At 70.5% G+C, this 17,219-nt stretch carries 15 protein-coding genes; 6 read left to right on the top strand and 9 right to left on the bottom strand.

Going from position 1 to position 17,219, the window contains the following annotated elements:
* Positions 1–59 precede the first annotated feature (59 nt).
* The 3 genes from BLV39_RS02250 to BLV39_RS02240 are packed head-to-tail and all read left to right on the top strand — an operon-like array spanning position 60 to position 1,613.
* Complete coding sequence (locus BLV39_RS02250) at positions 60–353, top strand: hypothetical protein (protein WP_090786532.1); 294 nt, start codon at positions 60–62, stop codon at positions 351–353.
* A complete protein-coding gene (locus tag BLV39_RS02245) occupies positions 353–1,228 on the top strand; it encodes a class I SAM-dependent methyltransferase (RefSeq protein ID WP_090786530.1) in 876 nt (291 codons plus the stop codon). Before BLV39_RS02250 ends, BLV39_RS02245 begins: the two co-directional genes overlap by 1 nt.
* Before the next feature lie 4 nt (positions 1,229–1,232).
* Positions 1,233–1,613, top strand: coding sequence for a hypothetical protein (locus BLV39_RS02240; RefSeq protein WP_143049611.1), 381 nt, complete (start codon positions 1,233–1,235; stop codon positions 1,611–1,613).
* A gap of 32 nt (positions 1,614–1,645) precedes the next feature.
* Here BLV39_RS02240 and BLV39_RS02235 read toward each other — a convergent pair whose 3' ends face one another.
* Positions 1,646–2,416 (bottom strand): ABC transporter ATP-binding protein, encoded by a 771-nt coding sequence (locus BLV39_RS02235; protein ID WP_090786526.1) that lies wholly within the window; start codon positions 2,414–2,416, stop codon positions 1,646–1,648.
* A gap of 197 nt (positions 2,417–2,613) precedes the next feature.
* Between BLV39_RS02235 and BLV39_RS02230 the strand changes: the two genes are divergently transcribed.
* A complete protein-coding gene (locus tag BLV39_RS02230; protein WP_239084071.1) occupies positions 2,614–5,118 on the top strand; it encodes an FtsX-like permease family protein in 2,505 nt (834 codons plus the stop codon).
* Positions 5,119–5,218: 100 nt separating this feature from the next.
* Here the strand turns inward: BLV39_RS02230 and BLV39_RS02225 are convergent, their stop codons facing one another.
* The gene (locus BLV39_RS02225) at positions 5,219–5,863 is read right to left on the bottom strand and encodes a hypothetical protein (protein WP_143049610.1); all 645 of its coding nucleotides are present in this window, start codon (positions 5,861–5,863) and stop codon (positions 5,219–5,221) included.
* 62 nt (positions 5,864–5,925) lie between these two features.
* Between BLV39_RS02225 and BLV39_RS02220 the strand changes: the two genes are divergently transcribed.
* Together BLV39_RS02220 and BLV39_RS02215 are read left to right on the top strand one after the other, a co-directional pair.
* Positions 5,926–6,363 (top strand): hypothetical protein, encoded by a 438-nt coding sequence (locus BLV39_RS02220; RefSeq protein ID WP_090786522.1) that lies wholly within the window; start codon positions 5,926–5,928, stop codon positions 6,361–6,363.
* Positions 6,363–7,325: a phosphotransferase gene (locus BLV39_RS02215; RefSeq protein ID WP_090786520.1), complete on the top strand. Its 963-nt coding sequence runs from the start codon at positions 6,363–6,365 to the stop codon at positions 7,323–7,325. The genes BLV39_RS02220 and BLV39_RS02215 overlap by 1 nt, the downstream gene beginning before the upstream one ends.
* Here the strand turns inward: BLV39_RS02215 and BLV39_RS02210 are convergent.
* The 7 genes from BLV39_RS02210 to BLV39_RS02180 form a co-directional block, all read right to left on the bottom strand.
* The gene (locus BLV39_RS02210; protein ID WP_090786518.1) at positions 7,285–8,100 is read right to left on the bottom strand and encodes a class I SAM-dependent methyltransferase; all 816 of its coding nucleotides are present in this window, start codon (positions 8,098–8,100) and stop codon (positions 7,285–7,287) included. The genes BLV39_RS02215 and BLV39_RS02210 overlap by 41 nt on opposite strands.
* Positions 8,101–8,140: 40 nt before the next feature.
* Positions 8,141–10,231 carry a bifunctional diguanylate cyclase/phosphohydrolase gene (locus BLV39_RS02205; RefSeq protein ID WP_090786516.1) on the bottom strand — a complete coding sequence of 697 codons (2,091 nt, stop codon included), beginning with the start codon at positions 10,229–10,231 and terminating at the stop codon, positions 8,141–8,143.
* 157 nt (positions 10,232–10,388) lie between these two features.
* Positions 10,389–10,838, bottom strand: coding sequence for a DUF1203 domain-containing protein (locus BLV39_RS02200; protein ID WP_090786514.1), 450 nt, complete (start codon positions 10,836–10,838; stop codon positions 10,389–10,391).
* Positions 10,839–10,979: 141 nt separating this feature from the next.
* A complete protein-coding gene (locus BLV39_RS02195) occupies positions 10,980–11,840 on the bottom strand; it encodes an alpha/beta fold hydrolase (RefSeq protein WP_090786512.1) in 861 nt (286 codons plus the stop codon).
* A 3-nt stretch (positions 11,841–11,843) separates the two neighbouring features.
* Positions 11,844–15,461 (bottom strand): methionine synthase, encoded by a 3,618-nt coding sequence (metH, locus tag BLV39_RS02190; RefSeq protein WP_204083011.1) that lies wholly within the window; start codon positions 15,459–15,461, stop codon positions 11,844–11,846.
* A 124-nt stretch (positions 15,462–15,585) separates the two neighbouring features.
* Positions 15,586–16,407, bottom strand: a complete 822-nt coding sequence (locus tag BLV39_RS02185) for an ABC transporter permease (RefSeq protein ID WP_090786508.1) — start codon at positions 16,405–16,407, stop codon at positions 15,586–15,588.
* The gene (locus BLV39_RS02180) at positions 16,367–17,176 is read right to left on the bottom strand and encodes an ABC transporter ATP-binding protein (RefSeq protein ID WP_090786506.1); all 810 of its coding nucleotides are present in this window, start codon (positions 17,174–17,176) and stop codon (positions 16,367–16,369) included. Before BLV39_RS02180 ends, BLV39_RS02185 begins: the two co-directional genes overlap by 41 nt.
* Positions 17,177–17,219: the final 43 nt, after the last annotated feature.

Here is a 17,219-nt window from a genome sequence, read left to right as displayed (position 1 = left end):
AGCGTAGTCCACTATTAGATAGAGCTTCACTCTATTGGCTAGAGTCTTAGGTGGTCGATATGCCGTTCGGCGTCGTTCAAGACATGCCCGGAGTCACCGAGCAGGAGTACCGGCAGGTCGAGAAGCACCTCGGCCCGGACCGTCCGCCGGGCCTGCTGGCCCACGTCGCCGGCCCGTCGGAGGAGGGCTGGCGGATCGTCAACGTCTGGGTGGACGAGGCCGCGTTTCGTCGTTTCCAGTCGGAGCGCTTGGTCCGCGCCGCGGGCCTGGCCGCGCAGGAGGACGGCTTCGACCCGACCAAGGCCGCGAAGTTCCGGTCGGCCAGCGTCGACGGTGCCGAGATGCCGTTCTGATGACCGATGTCGCCGCTCTGCGTGCCCGCAATGCCGTCTTCTGGGCGCAGGCGGCACCCGGCTGGATCACGTATGCCGACTGGCAGGACGAGCTCGGCCGGCCGTTGGGGGCCGCGGCGCTCGATTGGCTGCGCCCGCAGCCCGGGGACCGGGTGCTGGACGTCGGCTGCGGGTGCGGCGGCGCCACCGCCGAGCTTGCCAGGGCGGTGGCACCGTCGGGCAGCGCCGTGGGCCTCGACATCGCCGCGGCGATGGTGGCGGCCGCGCAGGCCCGGTTCGCCGGGCCGGGTCTGCGATTCCTGACCGGCGACATCGAGACCCTCGATCGCGTGTCCGGAGCGCCGTTCGACGCCGTCCACTCCCGGATGGCGCTGATGCTCTTCGCGGATCCGGTCGCCGGGCTGACGACGATCCGGCGATCTCTGCGGGCAGGAGGCCGGTTGGCCGCGACCGTGTTTCGTGACGGCGGCGTGAACCCTTGGCTGCCGGCGGCGATGCTCGGCGCGGCACCATTCCTGGGTGCGCTGCCGCCGTTGCCGATCGGCGACGAGCCCGGGCCGTTCGCCTTCGCTGACCCGGTGCGGGTGAGTCGCTTGCTCACCGCGGCGGGCTTCAGCGACGTCGCCGTCGTCGCGCAGGACGTCACGCTCCAAGCGCCGAACGATCCGGAAGCGGTCGCCGCTTGGCTGATCGAGATCGGTCCCGCTGGTGCGGCCTACCGGGCCGCTCATCCTTCCGCCCAGAAGTCCGCCCGGGCCGGCGCGGTTCGGCTGCTCGAACGGTTCCGCCCGGCCGGCACCGACTATCGATTGCCCGCCGGATGCTGGCTGATCACGGCGACAAGTCCCGAACCCGCCCCCGAAGACAGGATTTGAGTCAGTGACTTCTCGTCAGGCGATCCTCGCACTCCTCACCAGCGCCGCTGTGTTGTGCGGTTGCTCCGCGACCGACACTGCCACCACACCGGCCGAAGCCGCGACCGACCAGAACACGGCCGCGGCGGCCGACTGCGGCGACGCTGCCACCAAGGTCAGGGAATTCGTCGCAAGCTCAAAGATCCGCAAGGTCACGGTGAACGGCCAGTGCACCAACGTCACTATCGACACCGAACTGGACCACGACAACACAGCCGACGGCAAGGAGATCTGCGAGGCAGCGGGCAAGGTCGTCTACACCGGCGACATCAATTCCGTCACCGTACGCAGTAAGTCGGGGGCCGAGCTTTCGATCGGCATTGACGGGGCGCGCTGCCTGCCGTAACCGGCCGCAGCTTGCCTTGGCCGAGCCATCGCTCACACCCCCACCGGGGCGTGCCGGGCGGCTGCGTCGGTGAGGCGGGTCATCTGCTCGGCGACGGCGTCTGCCGTGGGCCGGGCCAGTTCGCCGACGATCCGGCCGTCGGCCAGGAAGACGACCGAGTGGGCGTACGCGGCCGCGGCCGGGTCGTGGGTGACCATGACGACCGTCTGGCCGTGATCCCGGACCGCGGTGGCGAGCAGCGCCAGCACGTCCCGCGCGGAGCGGGTGTCGAGTGCGCCGGTCGGCTCGTCGGCGAAGATCAGCGCCGGCGAGCTGGCCAGTGCTCGGGCGATCGCCACCCGCTGCTGCTGCCCGCCGGAAAGCTGCGCCGGGCGGTGGTTCATGCGGTCGCCGAGGCCGACCTGGGCGAGCAGCCCGGCGCAGCGCTTCTTGTCGATCTTTCGGCCGGCCAGTCGTAGCGGCAGCGTGACGTTCTCCAGGGCGGTCAGTGTTGGCAGCAGGTTGAACTGCTGGAAGACGAAGCCGATCCGGTCGCGCCGGAAGCGGGTGACGGCCGCTTCGCTGCCCTTGGGGATCGGCTGGCCGGCGATCGCCACGGTGCCCTCGGTGGGCCGGTCCAGGCCGGCGGCGCACTGGAGCAGCGTGCTCTTGCCTGAACCGGACGGGCCCATGATCGCGGTGAACGTACCCGTCGGCAGCCGCAACGACACCCCGTCGAGTGCGGTAACCGGGTTGTCGGCCGTCCCGTAGACCTTGCGAACAGAGTCGAGGCGCAGCGCCTCACCGGCATCCATCGAAATCATGTGGATGACCTTATGGATCTTCCCTCGCGGCGCTGAATCCCAAAGACCCCCGAAGCTGGGGTACGGCCAGCACTACCGGTGGCCCGCGATCGTCGTTCGGACCGGGCGTCAGTGTCCAAACTGGTAGGGACGGCCCTACCAGCGAGACGCCGGACGGCCGGGTGTCGGGGGCGGCCGTGCTCGACCAGGCTTGACCCATGATCAGCAGCCCCATCCCGCGTCTCGCCGTCGGCACGCTCAGTCGGCACAAGGGTGTCTACGTCGGCACGTTCGTCGCCGCCGTGCTCGCCATCGCCCTGCTCGCCGCCGGCGGCACCCTGCTCTTCTCGGTGCTGACCGCGAAGCCGACCGCCGACCGGTTCGCCGCTGCCGACGTCGTGGTGTCCGGCGCACGTTCCGTGCAGGCCTCCAGCGTCAAGTCGAAGAAGGAAGGCAAGACCAAGACCAAGACGAAGTCGGAGCGGCTCACCGGCGCCGGAGTGCTGCCGGTCGACCTGGCAGCGAAGCTCGCCGCGCTGCCAGGGGTCGCGGCGGCCGTTCCGGACGCCGCGTTCCCAGTAGCGGTCACTGTGGACGGTCACCTGGTCCTCGGCGCTGACGGCGCTCCGGTTATCGGGCACGGCTGGGCGTCGGCGGCGCTGGCCCCGTTCACACTGCGGGACGGTGCGGCTCCTGAGCGGGACTCGGTGGTGGTCGACGCGGATCTGGCCGGCCGGGCGGGCCTGTCGGTCGGCGACGCGTTGACCGTGACCACGAAGACCGGCGAACACCAGGTGACCGTCGCAGGGGTCGCCGCGCAGCACCTGGCGGGTCAGGGCGCGCTGTTCGTGTCCGACGGCGCGGTTGCGGCTGTGTCGGGACTAACCGGGCCGACCGCCGTCGCAGTGCGCACCGCGGATGTCGCGGCCTTCGAGGCCGAGGCAGCCCCGTTGGTCGGCGACGCGGCGATGTGGACCGGTGTGGACCGGGTGCGTGCCGACCTGCCCGGCGCGCTCCCTGACTACATCGGCGCGATCTCGGTCTTCGGCATTCTGCTCGGCGTCACCGCGTTCGCGGCGGTGTTCGTGCTCGTCGGCACCGTTGCCCTGGCGGTGCGGCAACGGTTGCGGGAGCTCGCCCTGCTGCGCGCCGTCGGCGCTACGCCCGGCCAGTTGCGCCGCCTGGTGGGCGTGGAGGCAGTGCTGCTGGGGCTGCTCTCGGCGGTCCCGGCCCTGCCGCTGGGCATGCTGATCGCGCACCTGATCGCGGGCCGTTTCCGGGACCTGGGTGTGGTGCCGGCGCAGTTCGTCGTGGTGCTCTCGCCCGTGGTGCTGCTCCTGGCAGCGGTCGGCGGGTTGGTCCTGACCTTCGTCGCCGCGCGGGTCGCGGCCCGGCGGGCAGCCAGGATCGCACCGGCGCAGGCGCTGACCGAGTCGGCGCTGGCACCGGCCGGCGGCGGCGTCCTGCGTACCGTGATCGCGGTGCTGACCGCTGGCGGCGCCGTCGGCGTGCTCGGTTTCGTCCCGCTCGGCGGCAACCTCGGTCTCGGCATGAGCTTCGTGGCCAGTGCGCTGCTGGTCTGCGCGGTCGCGGCGGCCGCACCGGTCCTGGTCCGCCCGTTGACCGCCGCTGCCGGCCGGCTGGCCCGGCTCGGCGGCGCGTCCGCCTGGCTGGCCGGCAGCAACTCGCGGGCCCAGGCCCGCCGGGTCGCCGCGGTCGCGGTGCCGCTGGTGCTGCTGTTCGGCATCACCGCGACGATGCTGCTCAGCGGCAAGCTGAGCGAGAACGTGGTGGCACAGGAAAGCGCCGCCCGCAACGCCGCGGCGACCGTGCGGGTAGGCGACCCGGCCGGCCTGTCGCCCGCCGCGGCACGCTCCCTGGCCACGACTCCTGGCGTCACGGGTTCGGCCACGACGATCCCGACCAGGGCGATCCTGGTGACCGGCGGGAAGCCCGAGGACTACCCGGCCCAGGGCCTCGCCACGACCGGCACGCCGGTCCTCGACCTGGTGGTGCGCAACGGTGAGCTCAGCGGCGACGGCACCTTCGCGGCCAGCGCGACCCTGACGAAGGCGCAGCAGTGGACGGTGGGCGACGACGTCCAGATCTGGCTGGCCGACGGCGTCCCCACCACGCTGCGCCTGTCAGCGGTGTACGAGCGTGCCCGCGGCTTCGGCGACCTCGTGCTGCCCGCCGCGCTGGTCGCCGCGCACGACCCGCGTGGCCTGGTGTCCACCGTCTACCTGCACACCGACGACCCGGCCGTCGCCAACCGGATCCGCGCCACGTGGCCGGCCGCGACCACCCCGCCGGCCGGCGACGCGTCCACCCAGAAGGCCGCCTGGGAGCTGATGGTCACCATCGCGCTGGTGTTCACCGCCGTCGCGGTGGTCAACACCTTCGCGATCGCCACGGTCGGCCGCCGCAACGAGTACGCCACCCTCCGCCTGACCGGCGCCACGGTCGTCCAGATCCGCCGGATGGCCACCATGGAGGCCGGCATCGCGATCGCGGTCGCACTGTTCTGGGGCGTGCTGGTCACGTCGATCGTGCTGGGCGCCTTCGGCCTGGCCCAGGACGGCGGCCTGCACCTGATCGTCGACCCGCTCCGCTATGCCGGCCTGGTCGGCACGGTGCTCGCCCTCGGCCTGGTCGCCGGCGCGGTGCCGATCCGGGCCGTCGTCCGCGGCCGCCAAATCCCGGCGACCGCCGAGCGCGGCTAGCCGGCAGGCCAGGGCCCGGCTGACCGCTAGGTCAGCCCGGGCCCTGGCCGACTCCTCGCCGCCGGTGTGCCCGGCCCACGTTCCGTCGGGCGAGTTCAAATCATGGAGTACTGGCGACCAAGATGGTTCCGACCGAGGCCGTCGACGGCCCGATGGTGGTGGGATCGAGGCTGTGCTCGGCCGCGACGGTCGTCGCCCAGCAGTCACCCCAGGTCGCCGCCCACTCCGATGCCAGGTCCTCGTCGTCGTCCGGGTCGAGATCTTCTGGCTTGCCCGGGATGCCGAACTCGTCGAGTAGGCGCCGCTCGATTCCGAATGGCTCGCCCATCGCCGCTTCCGGGAATTCGCTGATCCATCGCCGCAGGACGGTGCCGTGGTCGGCGATCAGCCACGCCTCGCCGTCGTTCTGCTCGCTGTGGAAATATGCCTGAGCCTTGCCGTACCGCGCGCTGAGGTCCTCGCACAGCTTGGTGATCGGATCCATGCGCGCGAGGTATGGAAGGCCCAGCCACGCGCCGAACACGAGTGTCCATCCGTTCAAGGCCGGAGTGACGACGACGGTGGAGAAGCGGCCCTCACGGCTGTGCGCGACCTCGTCAACGAGGTTCACGGCCTCGGGCCAGGTGCTCGGTCGCACCTCCGTCAAACCGAGCCTGCGCACCAGAGCCGCCTGATCCGAGGTGGCAACAGCGAGCCACGACAACCAGCAGGCGCGGACCGGCATCGGCTCGTCGGCAACATCCACGATCCGCCACTGTAGTACGGCTGGCATCGAAGAATGTCGTACCCCGCTGACACCATCTCCTCATGCAATGGACACCCGTCTGGGCATTGATCGGGTCGCTCATCGGCGCCGCCGGCACGTTCCTAGGTGTCGTCAAGGCGCAGCGGGCGACACTCGATCGCGAGTTGCAGATCAAGCTCTGGGACCTACGGGCCGACGCCTACGTCGAGCTGGTCAGTTGGACTGCCTGGGTCGAGCACTGGTTCATCGTCGGCGCTCCGGATCCGCACGAACGCCCGCTAACCGTGACCATGGCGCGCACCGCCGCGCGCATCCAGGCCTTCGGCGACGACGAGGCCGGCACGAAGGCGTTCCGGCTGCTGGAGCTACTACGCCCGCACGTCAGCAGCCAGAACATCAGCGGCCGACCCCCGCCGCCGGACGAGATTCGAGAGCTAGCCCGCGACCTTGCTCGGCTGGCGCGTGACCGGCTCGCAACGCCGGTCGGGGTGAGGCGCTGATGGAACACCTCCTCAACCGGCTCGGCTACGACCCCCGGTCCTTGCGCTCAAGCACGATGCTGGCCGGATCGGCATCCGGAGCCTTCGTCGCGCGGATCCGGTTGGGCGACAGCGAGTTCGTGCTCAAGACGGCGACCGAGCGCGAGGCGGCGTTCTACCGAGCGGGCAACGTCGTGCCGGTGCGAGTGCCACACGTGGTGGCGGCCGACGACACCTGCCTGCTGCTCGAGGCCCTCACCCCAGTGCCGCCCGCAAAGGACTGGCCGGCCAGCCGGTGGCACGAGGTCGCCCGTCAGCTCGGAGAACTGCACCATCCACGTGTCATGACCGCGATCGGCGAGCAGCCCTGGCTCAGACGCCCAGCACCACCCCGCAGCCCCGACGCGACCTCTCGGGCATTCTGGACGAAAGACGAGCTCGCGACCCCGGTCGACGGGCCGCGGCTACCACCCTGCTTGATACACGGCGACCTGCACGCCGGAAACCTCCTAACCGACGAGAGCGGCAAGAACGACGGGGGTGGCAAGAGCAACCGGAGCGACAAGAGCGACGGGACAGGCAAGAGCAACGGGAACGACCGGAGCGGCAACAGCGACACGAGTAACGCGAGCGACCCGAGCAGCGAAAGCAACGGGAACGACGAGAGCGGCGCCAAGGCCAAGATGGGCGGCGAGCTCGTGTGGGCGGACTGGCAGGAGGTTGGCATCGGCACCGGGCCCGAGGATCTTGCTCTGCTTTGGCAGCGCGCCGAGGCCGACGGTGCCGATCCGCCCCGGGCCGCGATGCTGGCCACCTACGCCGAAGCGCGCGGCATCCCCTACGACGACGTCCTACGCAAGGCCGCCAACGCCGCCGAGGTAAGGCTTCTGCTCCTGGACTGGCCGCCGTTCCTGATCAACGCCGACCCCGCCCGCGCGGCCGTCATGAGGAAGCGGCTGCACCTGCTACGACAGCGACAGTGAGCTGATGGCTGCTGGCGCCGAGGAGCGTCGGCTCTGCCTCGACCTGGCGCAGCATCTCCAACAGCAAGGCGGTCCGCTCGGCCGAGGCCAGGATCTCGTCCAACCGCGACCCCACCATCCACAACGGACTTTCCACGGCCAGCCGCTGCTGGACCACCAGACCAGCCTCCGCCGCCTCGGCAGCAGGCTCGTCAGGATGGTGGAAATAGGCACTGGTGAACCAGCCGCGATCAGGCGAAGAAGGGCGGTGCATCCCATCCGACAAAGCTCCCTCGACCAACGGTCGAAAGGCGGCGTCACCGAAGCGGTCGTTGACGAACCCGTCGAAGAAGGAGGCAAACCGGCTGATCGTCGCGCCTACGACCACCCCGCCGGGGCGAGTCACCCGGGCGGCCTCGCGCCACGCCAGCACCCGGTCCGTCCGAGAGAGCAGGTGATAGAGCGGCCCGAACAACAGCACCGCGTCAGCGGCGCCAGAAGCGGCCGGCAACGCACGGGCGTCGCCGAGCACAGCGGTCACTCCCGGCAGCGTCGCGGCATGCGCCACGTGCTCGGGCACCGGATCGACGACCCGCACCGCGCAGCCGGCAGCAGCCAGCGGAACGGCATAAACGCCGGTCGCGCCTCCGACGTCGAGCACCGTCGAAGGAGCGGCCGGCAGCACCCGGGTCAGCACGTCCCACGTGCGCAGGAACTCCAACCGTCCGGCCCCGGCGGTGAGCCGATGATGTTCGCCGCCACGCTGGTAGTAATCGAGCACCTCTGGGCGCAACATGCCGAAATCGTCCGCCGACAGAAGCGCTAAGGGCAACCGCTTATAGCCGCACGGGGGCGGCCAGGTCGCCGACCAGGCCCTCGCCGACGAGGTCGAGGAACGCGTCGGCGACGACGGGGTCGAACTGGGTGCCGCGGCCCCGCTCGACCTCCGCGCGGGCCTCCAACGCGGCCAGCGCCGGCGCGTACGGGCGGTCCGCCAGCATCGCCGCCCAGGCGTCGGTGACGGCCACTATCCGCGCCTCGATCGGGATCTCCTCGCCGGACAGGCCGAGCGGGTAGCCCGTACCGTCGAAGCGCTCGTGGTGTGCGGCCACGACGGCCGCGAGGTCGGGGCGTTGGCCGAGGTCGGTGAGCAGCCGCGCGCTCTCGACCGGGTGGCGGCGCAGGTCGTCCCACTCGGCTGGCGTCAACGGCAAAGCCTTGCGCAGCACCGAATCGGCGACCATGACCTTGCCGATGTCGTGCAGCCGCCCGGCCGCCGCGGCTCGGCGCAACACAGCCATGTCCAGGCCGAGACGTTCGGCGATCAGCAACGACCAGCGGGACACCGCGGTGCTGTGCTCCTGCGGGCTGAGCGCTGCGTCAATGCGGTCGGCCAGCCACACCAGACCGATCGGCAGGTCGGGGTCGGCGTCCACCGGATCGGTCAGCATCCCGGCCGCGACGACGCGGTTGCGGCCGTTGGCCTTCGCCCGGTACAGGGCCGCGTCGGCGTCGTGGACCAGGCCGTCCGGGTCTGTCACCGGACGGGCGCCGCGGGTTCCGGCGGTCGCCACGCCCAACGACACCGACAGGCGGACGCTGCGACCCTGGCCGATGGCGACCTCGGTGCGGCCGATCGACTGGCGGATCTGCTCGGCGATCTCGATCGCGACCTCCTCGCCCACGCCGGGCAGCAGGCAGCCGAACTCCTCACCGCCGTAGCGGGCCACGACATCGCTGGCCCGGACCGTGCCACGGATGCGTTCGGCGATGCGGGCGAGCACGACGTCTCCGGCGGGGTGGCCGTAGCCGTCGTTGACCTTCTTGAACTCGTCCAGGTCGAGCAGGAGGACGCTGAGCGGAGTGTCGGACCGGTCGGCACGTTCCGCCTCTATGCGCAGCATCTCCTGGAAGAAGCGGCGGTTGTAGACACCGGTGAGGCCGTCGGTGATGGCGAGGCGCTCCTGTTCGCGCAGTGCGGCGCGGAGTTGGGTGGCGAGCCGGGTGCGGTCCCGGATGATCAGCAACTGCCGGGCCAGCAGCCCGGCGAACAGGGCGAGCAGGATCGCCAGCATTCCGCCGGTGACCGGGCCGTCGTCGAGGCGGTCGGCGAGGATCACGCCCGTGGCCGCGACCGCGGCGATGACCAGCGGCACGGCGGTCAGGTCGCGGGACCGCGGGCGTTCGCGGACCTCGGGCTCGGGGCGGCGGATCGCCGCGATCGCGCCCAAGGCGAACAACACAGCCTCGATCTGCCAGCCGATGTTGATCCAGTTGCCGTCGATGTTCTGCGCGGCGACCGTGTACGCGTACACCGCGTCGGTCACGCCGGCCACCGCGAAGCCCGCGCCGATCAGCACGGCCCAGGCCGGCACGCGATGTCGCCCGGCCAGCCCGACAGCGGCCAGCAGGGTGACGATGGCCACACCGAACAGTGGGTACGCGAAAGCCACGAAGTCCGCGAGGCGCGGTGCGTGTGGCAGCGAGGGCGCGATCGCCGACTGCCAGCCGATCGTGCCGAGCCCCAGGGCCAGCAGGCCGGCGTCCAACAGCCCGCGGATGTGGCGCAGGTGACCGGTGCTGCCGATGCCGATCAGGATCGCGGGGATCGCGAACACGTACGAGGACAGGTAGAAGAAGTCGGCGCTGGACACGTCGGGTGGCCCGCGTTGGGCGACATAGGTGTAGTAGACCCAGATCAACTCGCCGACCAGCCACAACGTGTTGGAGGTGGCGAGCAGCGCCCAGGCGATGCGGGTGCGGCCGGTGGTGACGACGGCGGCGTAGACGGCCAGGCCGACGGCGACCACGATCGGCACGAGGTAGGGCAGGTCGACAATGGCGGTCGAAGGATGCACCTGGGCGATCACCAGCAGGATGAGGAAGACGACCAGCCACCCGGCGCCTACGACCGCAGCCCATCGCATCGCCCGGTCGTGCCGGACGAATGAGACAAGTGACGCGGACTCCGACACCTATTGTCTCCCTACAATTACCTGGCGTTACGAACGACTGCCCAGTTAACGCCTCACGCAGGGTGGCTTCAAGAGTTGCGGACAGTGAACCGGGACACCGCCCGGGGCCTCAGCGCGTGATCGCGAACATGTAGCAGCCGTAGGCGACGTTGCGGCTGTGGACTTGGACGACCGAGGGATCGGCAAGAAGCGAGGCGATGACCGCCTCAGGGTCGGTGCCGTCGTGCTCGCGGGTCGCCGGATGGATCCAACCCCGCTCGTCGTACGCCCGCAGCACCTGCCGCCGCCCCCGCCAGTCCGCCGGATAGCCGGCCGCCGGCGCGGTGGGACAAGAAGTGGCGTGTGCGAAGACCGCACCTATCTCGCGGTACGGGCTGGCCGGCAGCGCGGGCTCGTACCCGAAGAGGATCAGGTCCTCGCCCTCCTGGGCATCTCGAAGGCAGCACCGCAACGGCTCACCGCCGCCGGCGACAACCGGCTCGACGGGGTGGCCGGAGACGTCGCGCCCGCTGGTGCGTACGCCGGTAAGAGTCCGCGAGGAAATCGCATGGATCCGCATGGCACCAAGTCTTCGGCCTCGCGGAGCGCGAAGCTGGCGGCTTCCGGACGTGACGATGGCCCCAGGCCCGCCAGCCGTGCGACACGCCGACAGAGGCACGGCTGGCGAGCGATGATCACGTTACGCCGTCAACGGGCGTCACTAACCGCCCGTGTGGGCGACGATCGCTGGCAGGACGGTCGGCCACACCTGCGGAGGCGGGTACTCGTGGCCAACTCCCGGCATCGGCACGAGTTGGGCGCCCGGGATCTCCCGGGCCAACGCCTCGCCGTGCGGGAACGGGAAGAACGGGTCCTCGGTTCCGTGCAAAACGAGCGTGGGCACGGCGATGTCCGTCAGGGCATGCGGGTCCGGCGGGCCCTGTTCGAGGATCCAGTGGTTGGTCTGGCTGGCCGCGAAGTCGGTGGTGCGGTCGAAGGCGGTCGTCGCCACCGACCGCGCCTCCGCCGGGCTCAGCGTCACCGAGCCGCCGAACGTCGCGAGATCGGCCACCACACGCTCGATCGCGGCCGTCCGGTCAGTCCAGTCCGGCGCCGGCGCAGCGGCCGTGAACAGCGCCTGGATCCGCTCGGCGGGCGGCGGCAACGGCTCGGAGTCCGCCGGTCGTGACAGCGCGGCGCCCGTCGCGATCAGCGTGATCGAGGCCACCCGGTCCGGGTGGGTGACCGCCAGTTCCTGTGCGACCCCGCCGCCCATCGAGACGCCGACCAGGTGGGCGCGGGTGATGCCGAGCGCGTCGAGCACCCCGAGCGCGTCGGTGGTGAGCGCCGCGCCGGTGTAACCGGGCTGACCAACCGGATAGCTCGTCGACCGGCCGGTGTCGCGGTTGTCGTAGCGGATGACGAACCGGCCGGCGGCGGCCAGCGAGGCGCAGAAATCAGAAGCCCAGAAGTCCATCGACGAGGCCGCCCCGCCGAGCAGCAGGACGGCCGGGTCGCCGGCGGCACCGAACGTCTCGGCGCACAGCGTGGCGTCACCGACGGGCAGCAGAAGCTCGGCCATCGCTCAGCGCTCCTTCGGCTCGTAGCCAAGGTTCGGGCGCACGAGCCGTTCGGCCTCGGCGACCGGGACGCCCAGGCGCTCCGCGTAGTCGCGGACCTGGTCCTCGCCGATCCGGCCGACCGCGAAGTAGCGGGCGCCCGGGTGCGCGAAGAGCAGCGCGCTGACGCTCGAAGCCGGCGTCATCGCGAAGTTCTCGGTCAGCTTCATGCCGGCCGTGCCGGCCTCCAGCAGGTCGAACTCGGCCTGCTTGAGGCTGTGGTCGGGGCTGGCCGGGTAGCCGAACGCCGGCCGGATGCCCCGGAACCGCTCGTGGTGCAGGTCGTTGAGGTCGGGCTCGACACCGGGCTCGTACCAGGCGCGCCGGGCTTGCAGGTGCACCCACTCGGCGAACGCCTCGGCCAACCGGTCGGAGACCGACTTGGCCATGATCGCGTGGTAATCGTCGCCTTGTGCCTCGAAGTCCGCGGCGAGCTCTTCGGCACCATGGATGGACACCGCGAACGCGCCCAGGTGGTCGCCCGAAGGCGCCACGTAGTCGGCCAGGCAGCGCGCCGGCTTCGAGTCCTTCCGCTGCTGACGCAGCATGGGGAACCGGACACCGTGGTCGAGGACGATGTCGTCGCCCTCGCTGTGTGCCGGCCAGAAGCCGTAGACCCCGCGGGCCTGGAGCAGCCCTTCGGCCTCGATGCGGTCGAGCAGCGCCTGCGCCTCGTCGAAGAGCTCGCGGGCCACGGGCTCGTCGAGAATCGCCGGGTACGTGCCCTTGAGCTCCCAGGCGATGAAGAAGAACCGCCAGTCGATCATCTCGCGGAGCGTGCGGATGTCCGGCGCCACCTGACGCAGCCCGGTGAACTCCGGGGTCGGCAGGTCGTCGAACGAGACCACCTCGCGGTTGGCCCGCGCGGTCCCGATCGGCACCAGGGGCCGCTTCTCGCGCTCGGCGTGCTGTTCACGCAGCCGCTGCTGTTCGACCCGGTTGGCGGCGTCGAACTCCTCGACCCGCTCGGGGTCGAGCAGGCCGGTGAGCACGCCGCCGACCCGGGACGCGTCCTGCACGTGCACGATCGAGCCGGTGTAGGCGGGCGCGACGCGTACCGCCGTGTGCTGGCGTGAGGTGGTGGCGCCACCCACCAGCAGCGGCAGCTTCATGCCTCGGCGCTCCATCTCGGCGGCCACCGAGACCATCTCGTCGAGCGAGGGGGTGATCAGGCCGGACAGGCCGATCACGTCGGCGCCGACCGCCTCGGCGGTGTCGAGGATCGTGGCGGCCGGGACCATCACGCCGAGGTCGACGACGTCGTAGTTGTTGCAGCCGAGCACCACGCCGACGATGTTCTTGCCGATGTCGTGCACGTCGCCCTTGACGGTGGCCATCACCACGGTGCCCCGGCCCTTGCCGGCGCCGTCGGACTCGGGCTCGACCGTGGCCAGCTTCTCCGCCTGCAGGTACGGCTCCAGGTAGGCGACCGCGCGCTTCATCGCCCGCGCGCTCTTGACCACCTGCGGCAGGAACATCTTGCCGGCGCCGAACAGGTCGCCGACGACCTTCATGCCGCCCATCAACGGGCCTTCGATCACGTCGAGGGAGCGGACCGCGTCGCGCCGGGCCTCCTCGGTGTCGACCTCGATGAAGTCGACGATGCCGTGCACGAGGGCGTGGGCCAGCCTTTCGGCAACCGGCGCCTCTCGCCACGACAGGTCGACGACCCGCTTGGTGCCCGAGCCGGTGACCGTCGCGGCGAACGAGACCAGCCGGTCCGTGGCGTCCTGCCGGCGGTTGAAGATGACGTCCTCGACCAGTTCCAGCAGGTCCGCCGGGATGTCCTGGTAGACCGCGAGCTGGCCGGCGTTGACGATGCCCATGTCGAGCCCGGCCCGCACGGCGTGGAACAGGAACGCCGAGTGCATCGCCTCGCGAACGACGTCGTTGCCGCGGAACGAGAACGACAGGTTGGAGATGCCGCCGCTGGTGTGCGCGCCCGGGCAGCGCTCCTTGATCCGGGGCAGCGCCGCGATGAACGCGTTCGCGTAGTCGTTGTGCTCGTCGATGCCGGTGGCCACGGCCAGCACGTTGGGGTCGAAGACGATGTCTTCGGGCGGGAAGCCGACCTGCTGGGTCAACAGGTCGTACGCCCGGCCGCAGATCTCGACCTTGCGATCGGCGGTGTCGGCCTGGCCCTGCTCGTCGAACGCCATCACGACGACGCCGGCGCCGTAGTCGCGGATGCGGCGGGCGTGTGCCAGGAACTCCGCTTCGCCCTCCTTGAGGCTGATCGAGTTGACCACGCCCTTGCCCTGCACGCACTTGAGGCCGGCTTCGAGCACCTCCCAGCGCGAGCTGTCGACCATGATTGGGATCCGGGCGACCTCGGGCTCGGTGGCGATCAGGTTCAGGAAGTTCGTCATCGCCTTGACGCCGTCGAGCAGGTCGGCGTCCATGTTGACGTCGAGGATGTTGGCGCCGCCGCGGACCTGGTCGAGCGCGACGTCGACGGCGCCCTGGTGGTCGGCGCCCTCGATCAGCCGGCGGAACTTGGCCGAGCCGGTCACGTTGGTGCGCTCACCGATGATCACGAAGCCCGTGTCGGGACCGATCTCGAAGGGCTCCAGGCCACTGAACCGGGTACGCGTCGCGGGCGCGGGCACCGGGCGCTGGTCAACGCCACGCACGGCCGCGGCGACCTGCGCGATGTGCGGCGGCGTGGTGCCGCAGCAGCCGCCGACGATGTTGACGAGGCCGGCCTGGGCGAACTCGCCGAGCGCGGCGGCGATCTCCTCGGGCGTCTGGTCGTAGCCGCCGAACGCGTTGGGCAGCCCCGCGTTCGGGTGGCTGCTCACGTAGCTGCCGGCGACCCGCGCCAGTTCCGCCACGTACGGGCGCACCTCGTGGGCGCCGAGCGCGCAGTTGACCCCGACGATCATCGGCTCGGCGTGCGCGACGGCGTTCCAGAACGCCTCGACCGTCTGGCCGGACAAGGTCCGTCCACTCTGGTCGACAATGGTCACCGAAATCCACAGTGGAACATCGGGCGCCACCTCGCGGGCCGCGGCGATGGCCGCCTTGGCGTTGAGCGTGTCGAAGATCGTCTCGATCAGGAACAGGTCGACGCCGCCCTCGGCCAGCGCTAAGAGCTGCTCGGCGTAGGAGGCCTTGACCTGGTCGAAGAGCACCGCGCGGTAGGACGGGTCCTCGACCTTCGGCGACAGCGACAGGGTCACGTTGAGCGGGCCGACCGAACCGGCGACGAACTTGCCACCCGCCTCGTCAGCCGCCTGCCGGGCCAGCCGGGCGCCGGCCAGGTTCATCTCGCGGACGTAGCCCTCCAGGCCGTAGTCGGCCTGCCCGATGCTGGTCGCGGTGAACGTGTTGGTGGTCGTGATGTCGGCGCCGGCGGCCAGGTAGCGCCGGTGCACGTCGAGAATGAGGTCAGGCCGGGTCAGGTTGAGCAGGTCCGGGTCGCCGGTGACATCGTGCGTGTGGTCGGTGAAGCGGTCGCCGCGGTAGTCCTCCGGGGTCAGCTTCTCGCCCTGGAGCACCGTGCCCCACGCACCGTCGAGCACCATGATCCGGCTGTCCAGGGCTTCTCGAAGGGCCGCCGCCCGGCTCCGCACATCGATCATCGCCGCATTCCTTCCGGTTGCCGACCCGCCCCCCATCGGGGGAAATCCCGACCACCGGAGCGACCGTCGAGAATACCCGGATGTGATGACGCTTTTCCGGCCGGCGGACCGGAGTGTGAGCGGACTATCGTGCCAATCGCGCCAGAAGTCCGGAGGCTGCCGCGATGCCCACCGCGGTCGCCACGACCAGCACCGCGAAGTCCAACGGCAGGCGGGCCGGGGTGCCGATCAGCAGTCCACGCAAGGCTTCCACCTGATAGCTCAACGGGTTCACGTGGTTGACCACCTGGAGCCAGCCGGGCATCAGTGACACCGGATAAAGCGCGTTGGAAGCGAAGAACAGCGGCATCATGATCGCCTGGCCGATTCCCATCATGCGGTCACGCGACAGCACCAGTCCGGCGATGGTGACGGACAGGCAACAGAAGAACGCGGCGCCGAGCAGCACGACGACGACCACGCCGAGCAGCTTGAGCGGGTTGACGGTGAAGCGGACGCCGAGCAGTTCGGCTATCGCGTACACGACGACCGCCTGGGCGAGCGCGCGAACGCCGGCAGCGAACGCCTTCCCGGTGACCAGCGCGGCCCGCGGGGTCGGGGTGACCATCAGCTTGGCCAGCACACCGGCGTCGCGTTCCCAGATGATCTGGATGCCGTAGAAGATCGACACGAACAGCGCCGACTGGGCCAGCACGCCGGGTGCGAGGAAGTCGAGGTACGGCACCCCGCCGGTCGGGATCGCGTGCAGCTTGGTGAACGTGACGCCGAAGATGACCAGCCAGAGCGCCGGTTGTACGGCGCGGGTGATCAGCTCGCTGCGGTCGTGGGAGAGCTTCTGAAGCTCGACGACGCACAGCGCCACGACCCGCGACAGGATCAGCCGCGGCCCCATCCGGCGGTCGATGTCAACCGAGCCGGCCAGCGGTGCGGCGAGTGGCACGGACATCGCGCAGTCCCTTCTGTTCGTCTTCGAACGAGCCACCGGAGTACGCGCGGAAGACGTCCTCGAGCGTCCCCTCAGGCCCCTTGCCGAGGCCGTCGATCAGCTCGCGCGGAGTGCCGAGCAAGCCGAGCTTCCCTTGGTGCATCAGGCCGACGCGATCGCAGGACTGTTCGGCTTCCTCCATGTAGTGGGTGGTCAGCAGCACGGTCATGCCGGTCTCCGCGCGGACGGCGGCGATCCGTTCCCACACGCTGCCCCGGGCAATCGGGTCGAGCCCGATCGTCGGCTCGTCGAGGATCAGCAGTTGCGGCGAGCTGACCAGTGCCTGGGCGAGCTCCAGCCGGCGGATCATGCCGCCCGAATAGGTCTTCGCCAGTCGCCCGGCGGCGTCGGTCAGGCCCATCATGTCCAGCGCCTCGGCGACCTTCTCCTTGCGCTGGCTGCGCGGCACGTCGAACAGCCGGGCGAACAGCGCGACGTTCTCGACACCGGACAGCGATCCGTCCGCGGAAAGCTGCTGCGGCACGTAGCCGATCAGTCTGCGCACGGCCATCCGCCGCTTCGCGACATCAAGACCGAAGACCGAGATCACATCAGCGGGTACGGGCAACAGCGCCGTGATCGCCCGGATGGTGGTCGTCTTGCCGGCGCCGTTCGGGCCGAGCAACCCGAAGATCTCGCCGCGCAGCACGGTCAGGTCGACGCCGTCGACCGCCTTGGTCTCCCCGAACTGATAGTGCAGGCCACGCACGGAAACCGCGGACTCGCTCATGCGTCCCTCCCAAGGTCGACCACGTCGGGCGCCCGGTTCAGGG

Origin of the sequence: Asanoa ishikariensis, assembly GCF_900107455.1 — a bacterium.
Taxonomy (GTDB): domain Bacteria; phylum Actinomycetota; class Actinomycetes; order Mycobacteriales; family Micromonosporaceae; genus Asanoa; species Asanoa ishikariensis.
This window is presented reverse-complemented; position numbering and strand designations above follow the sequence as displayed.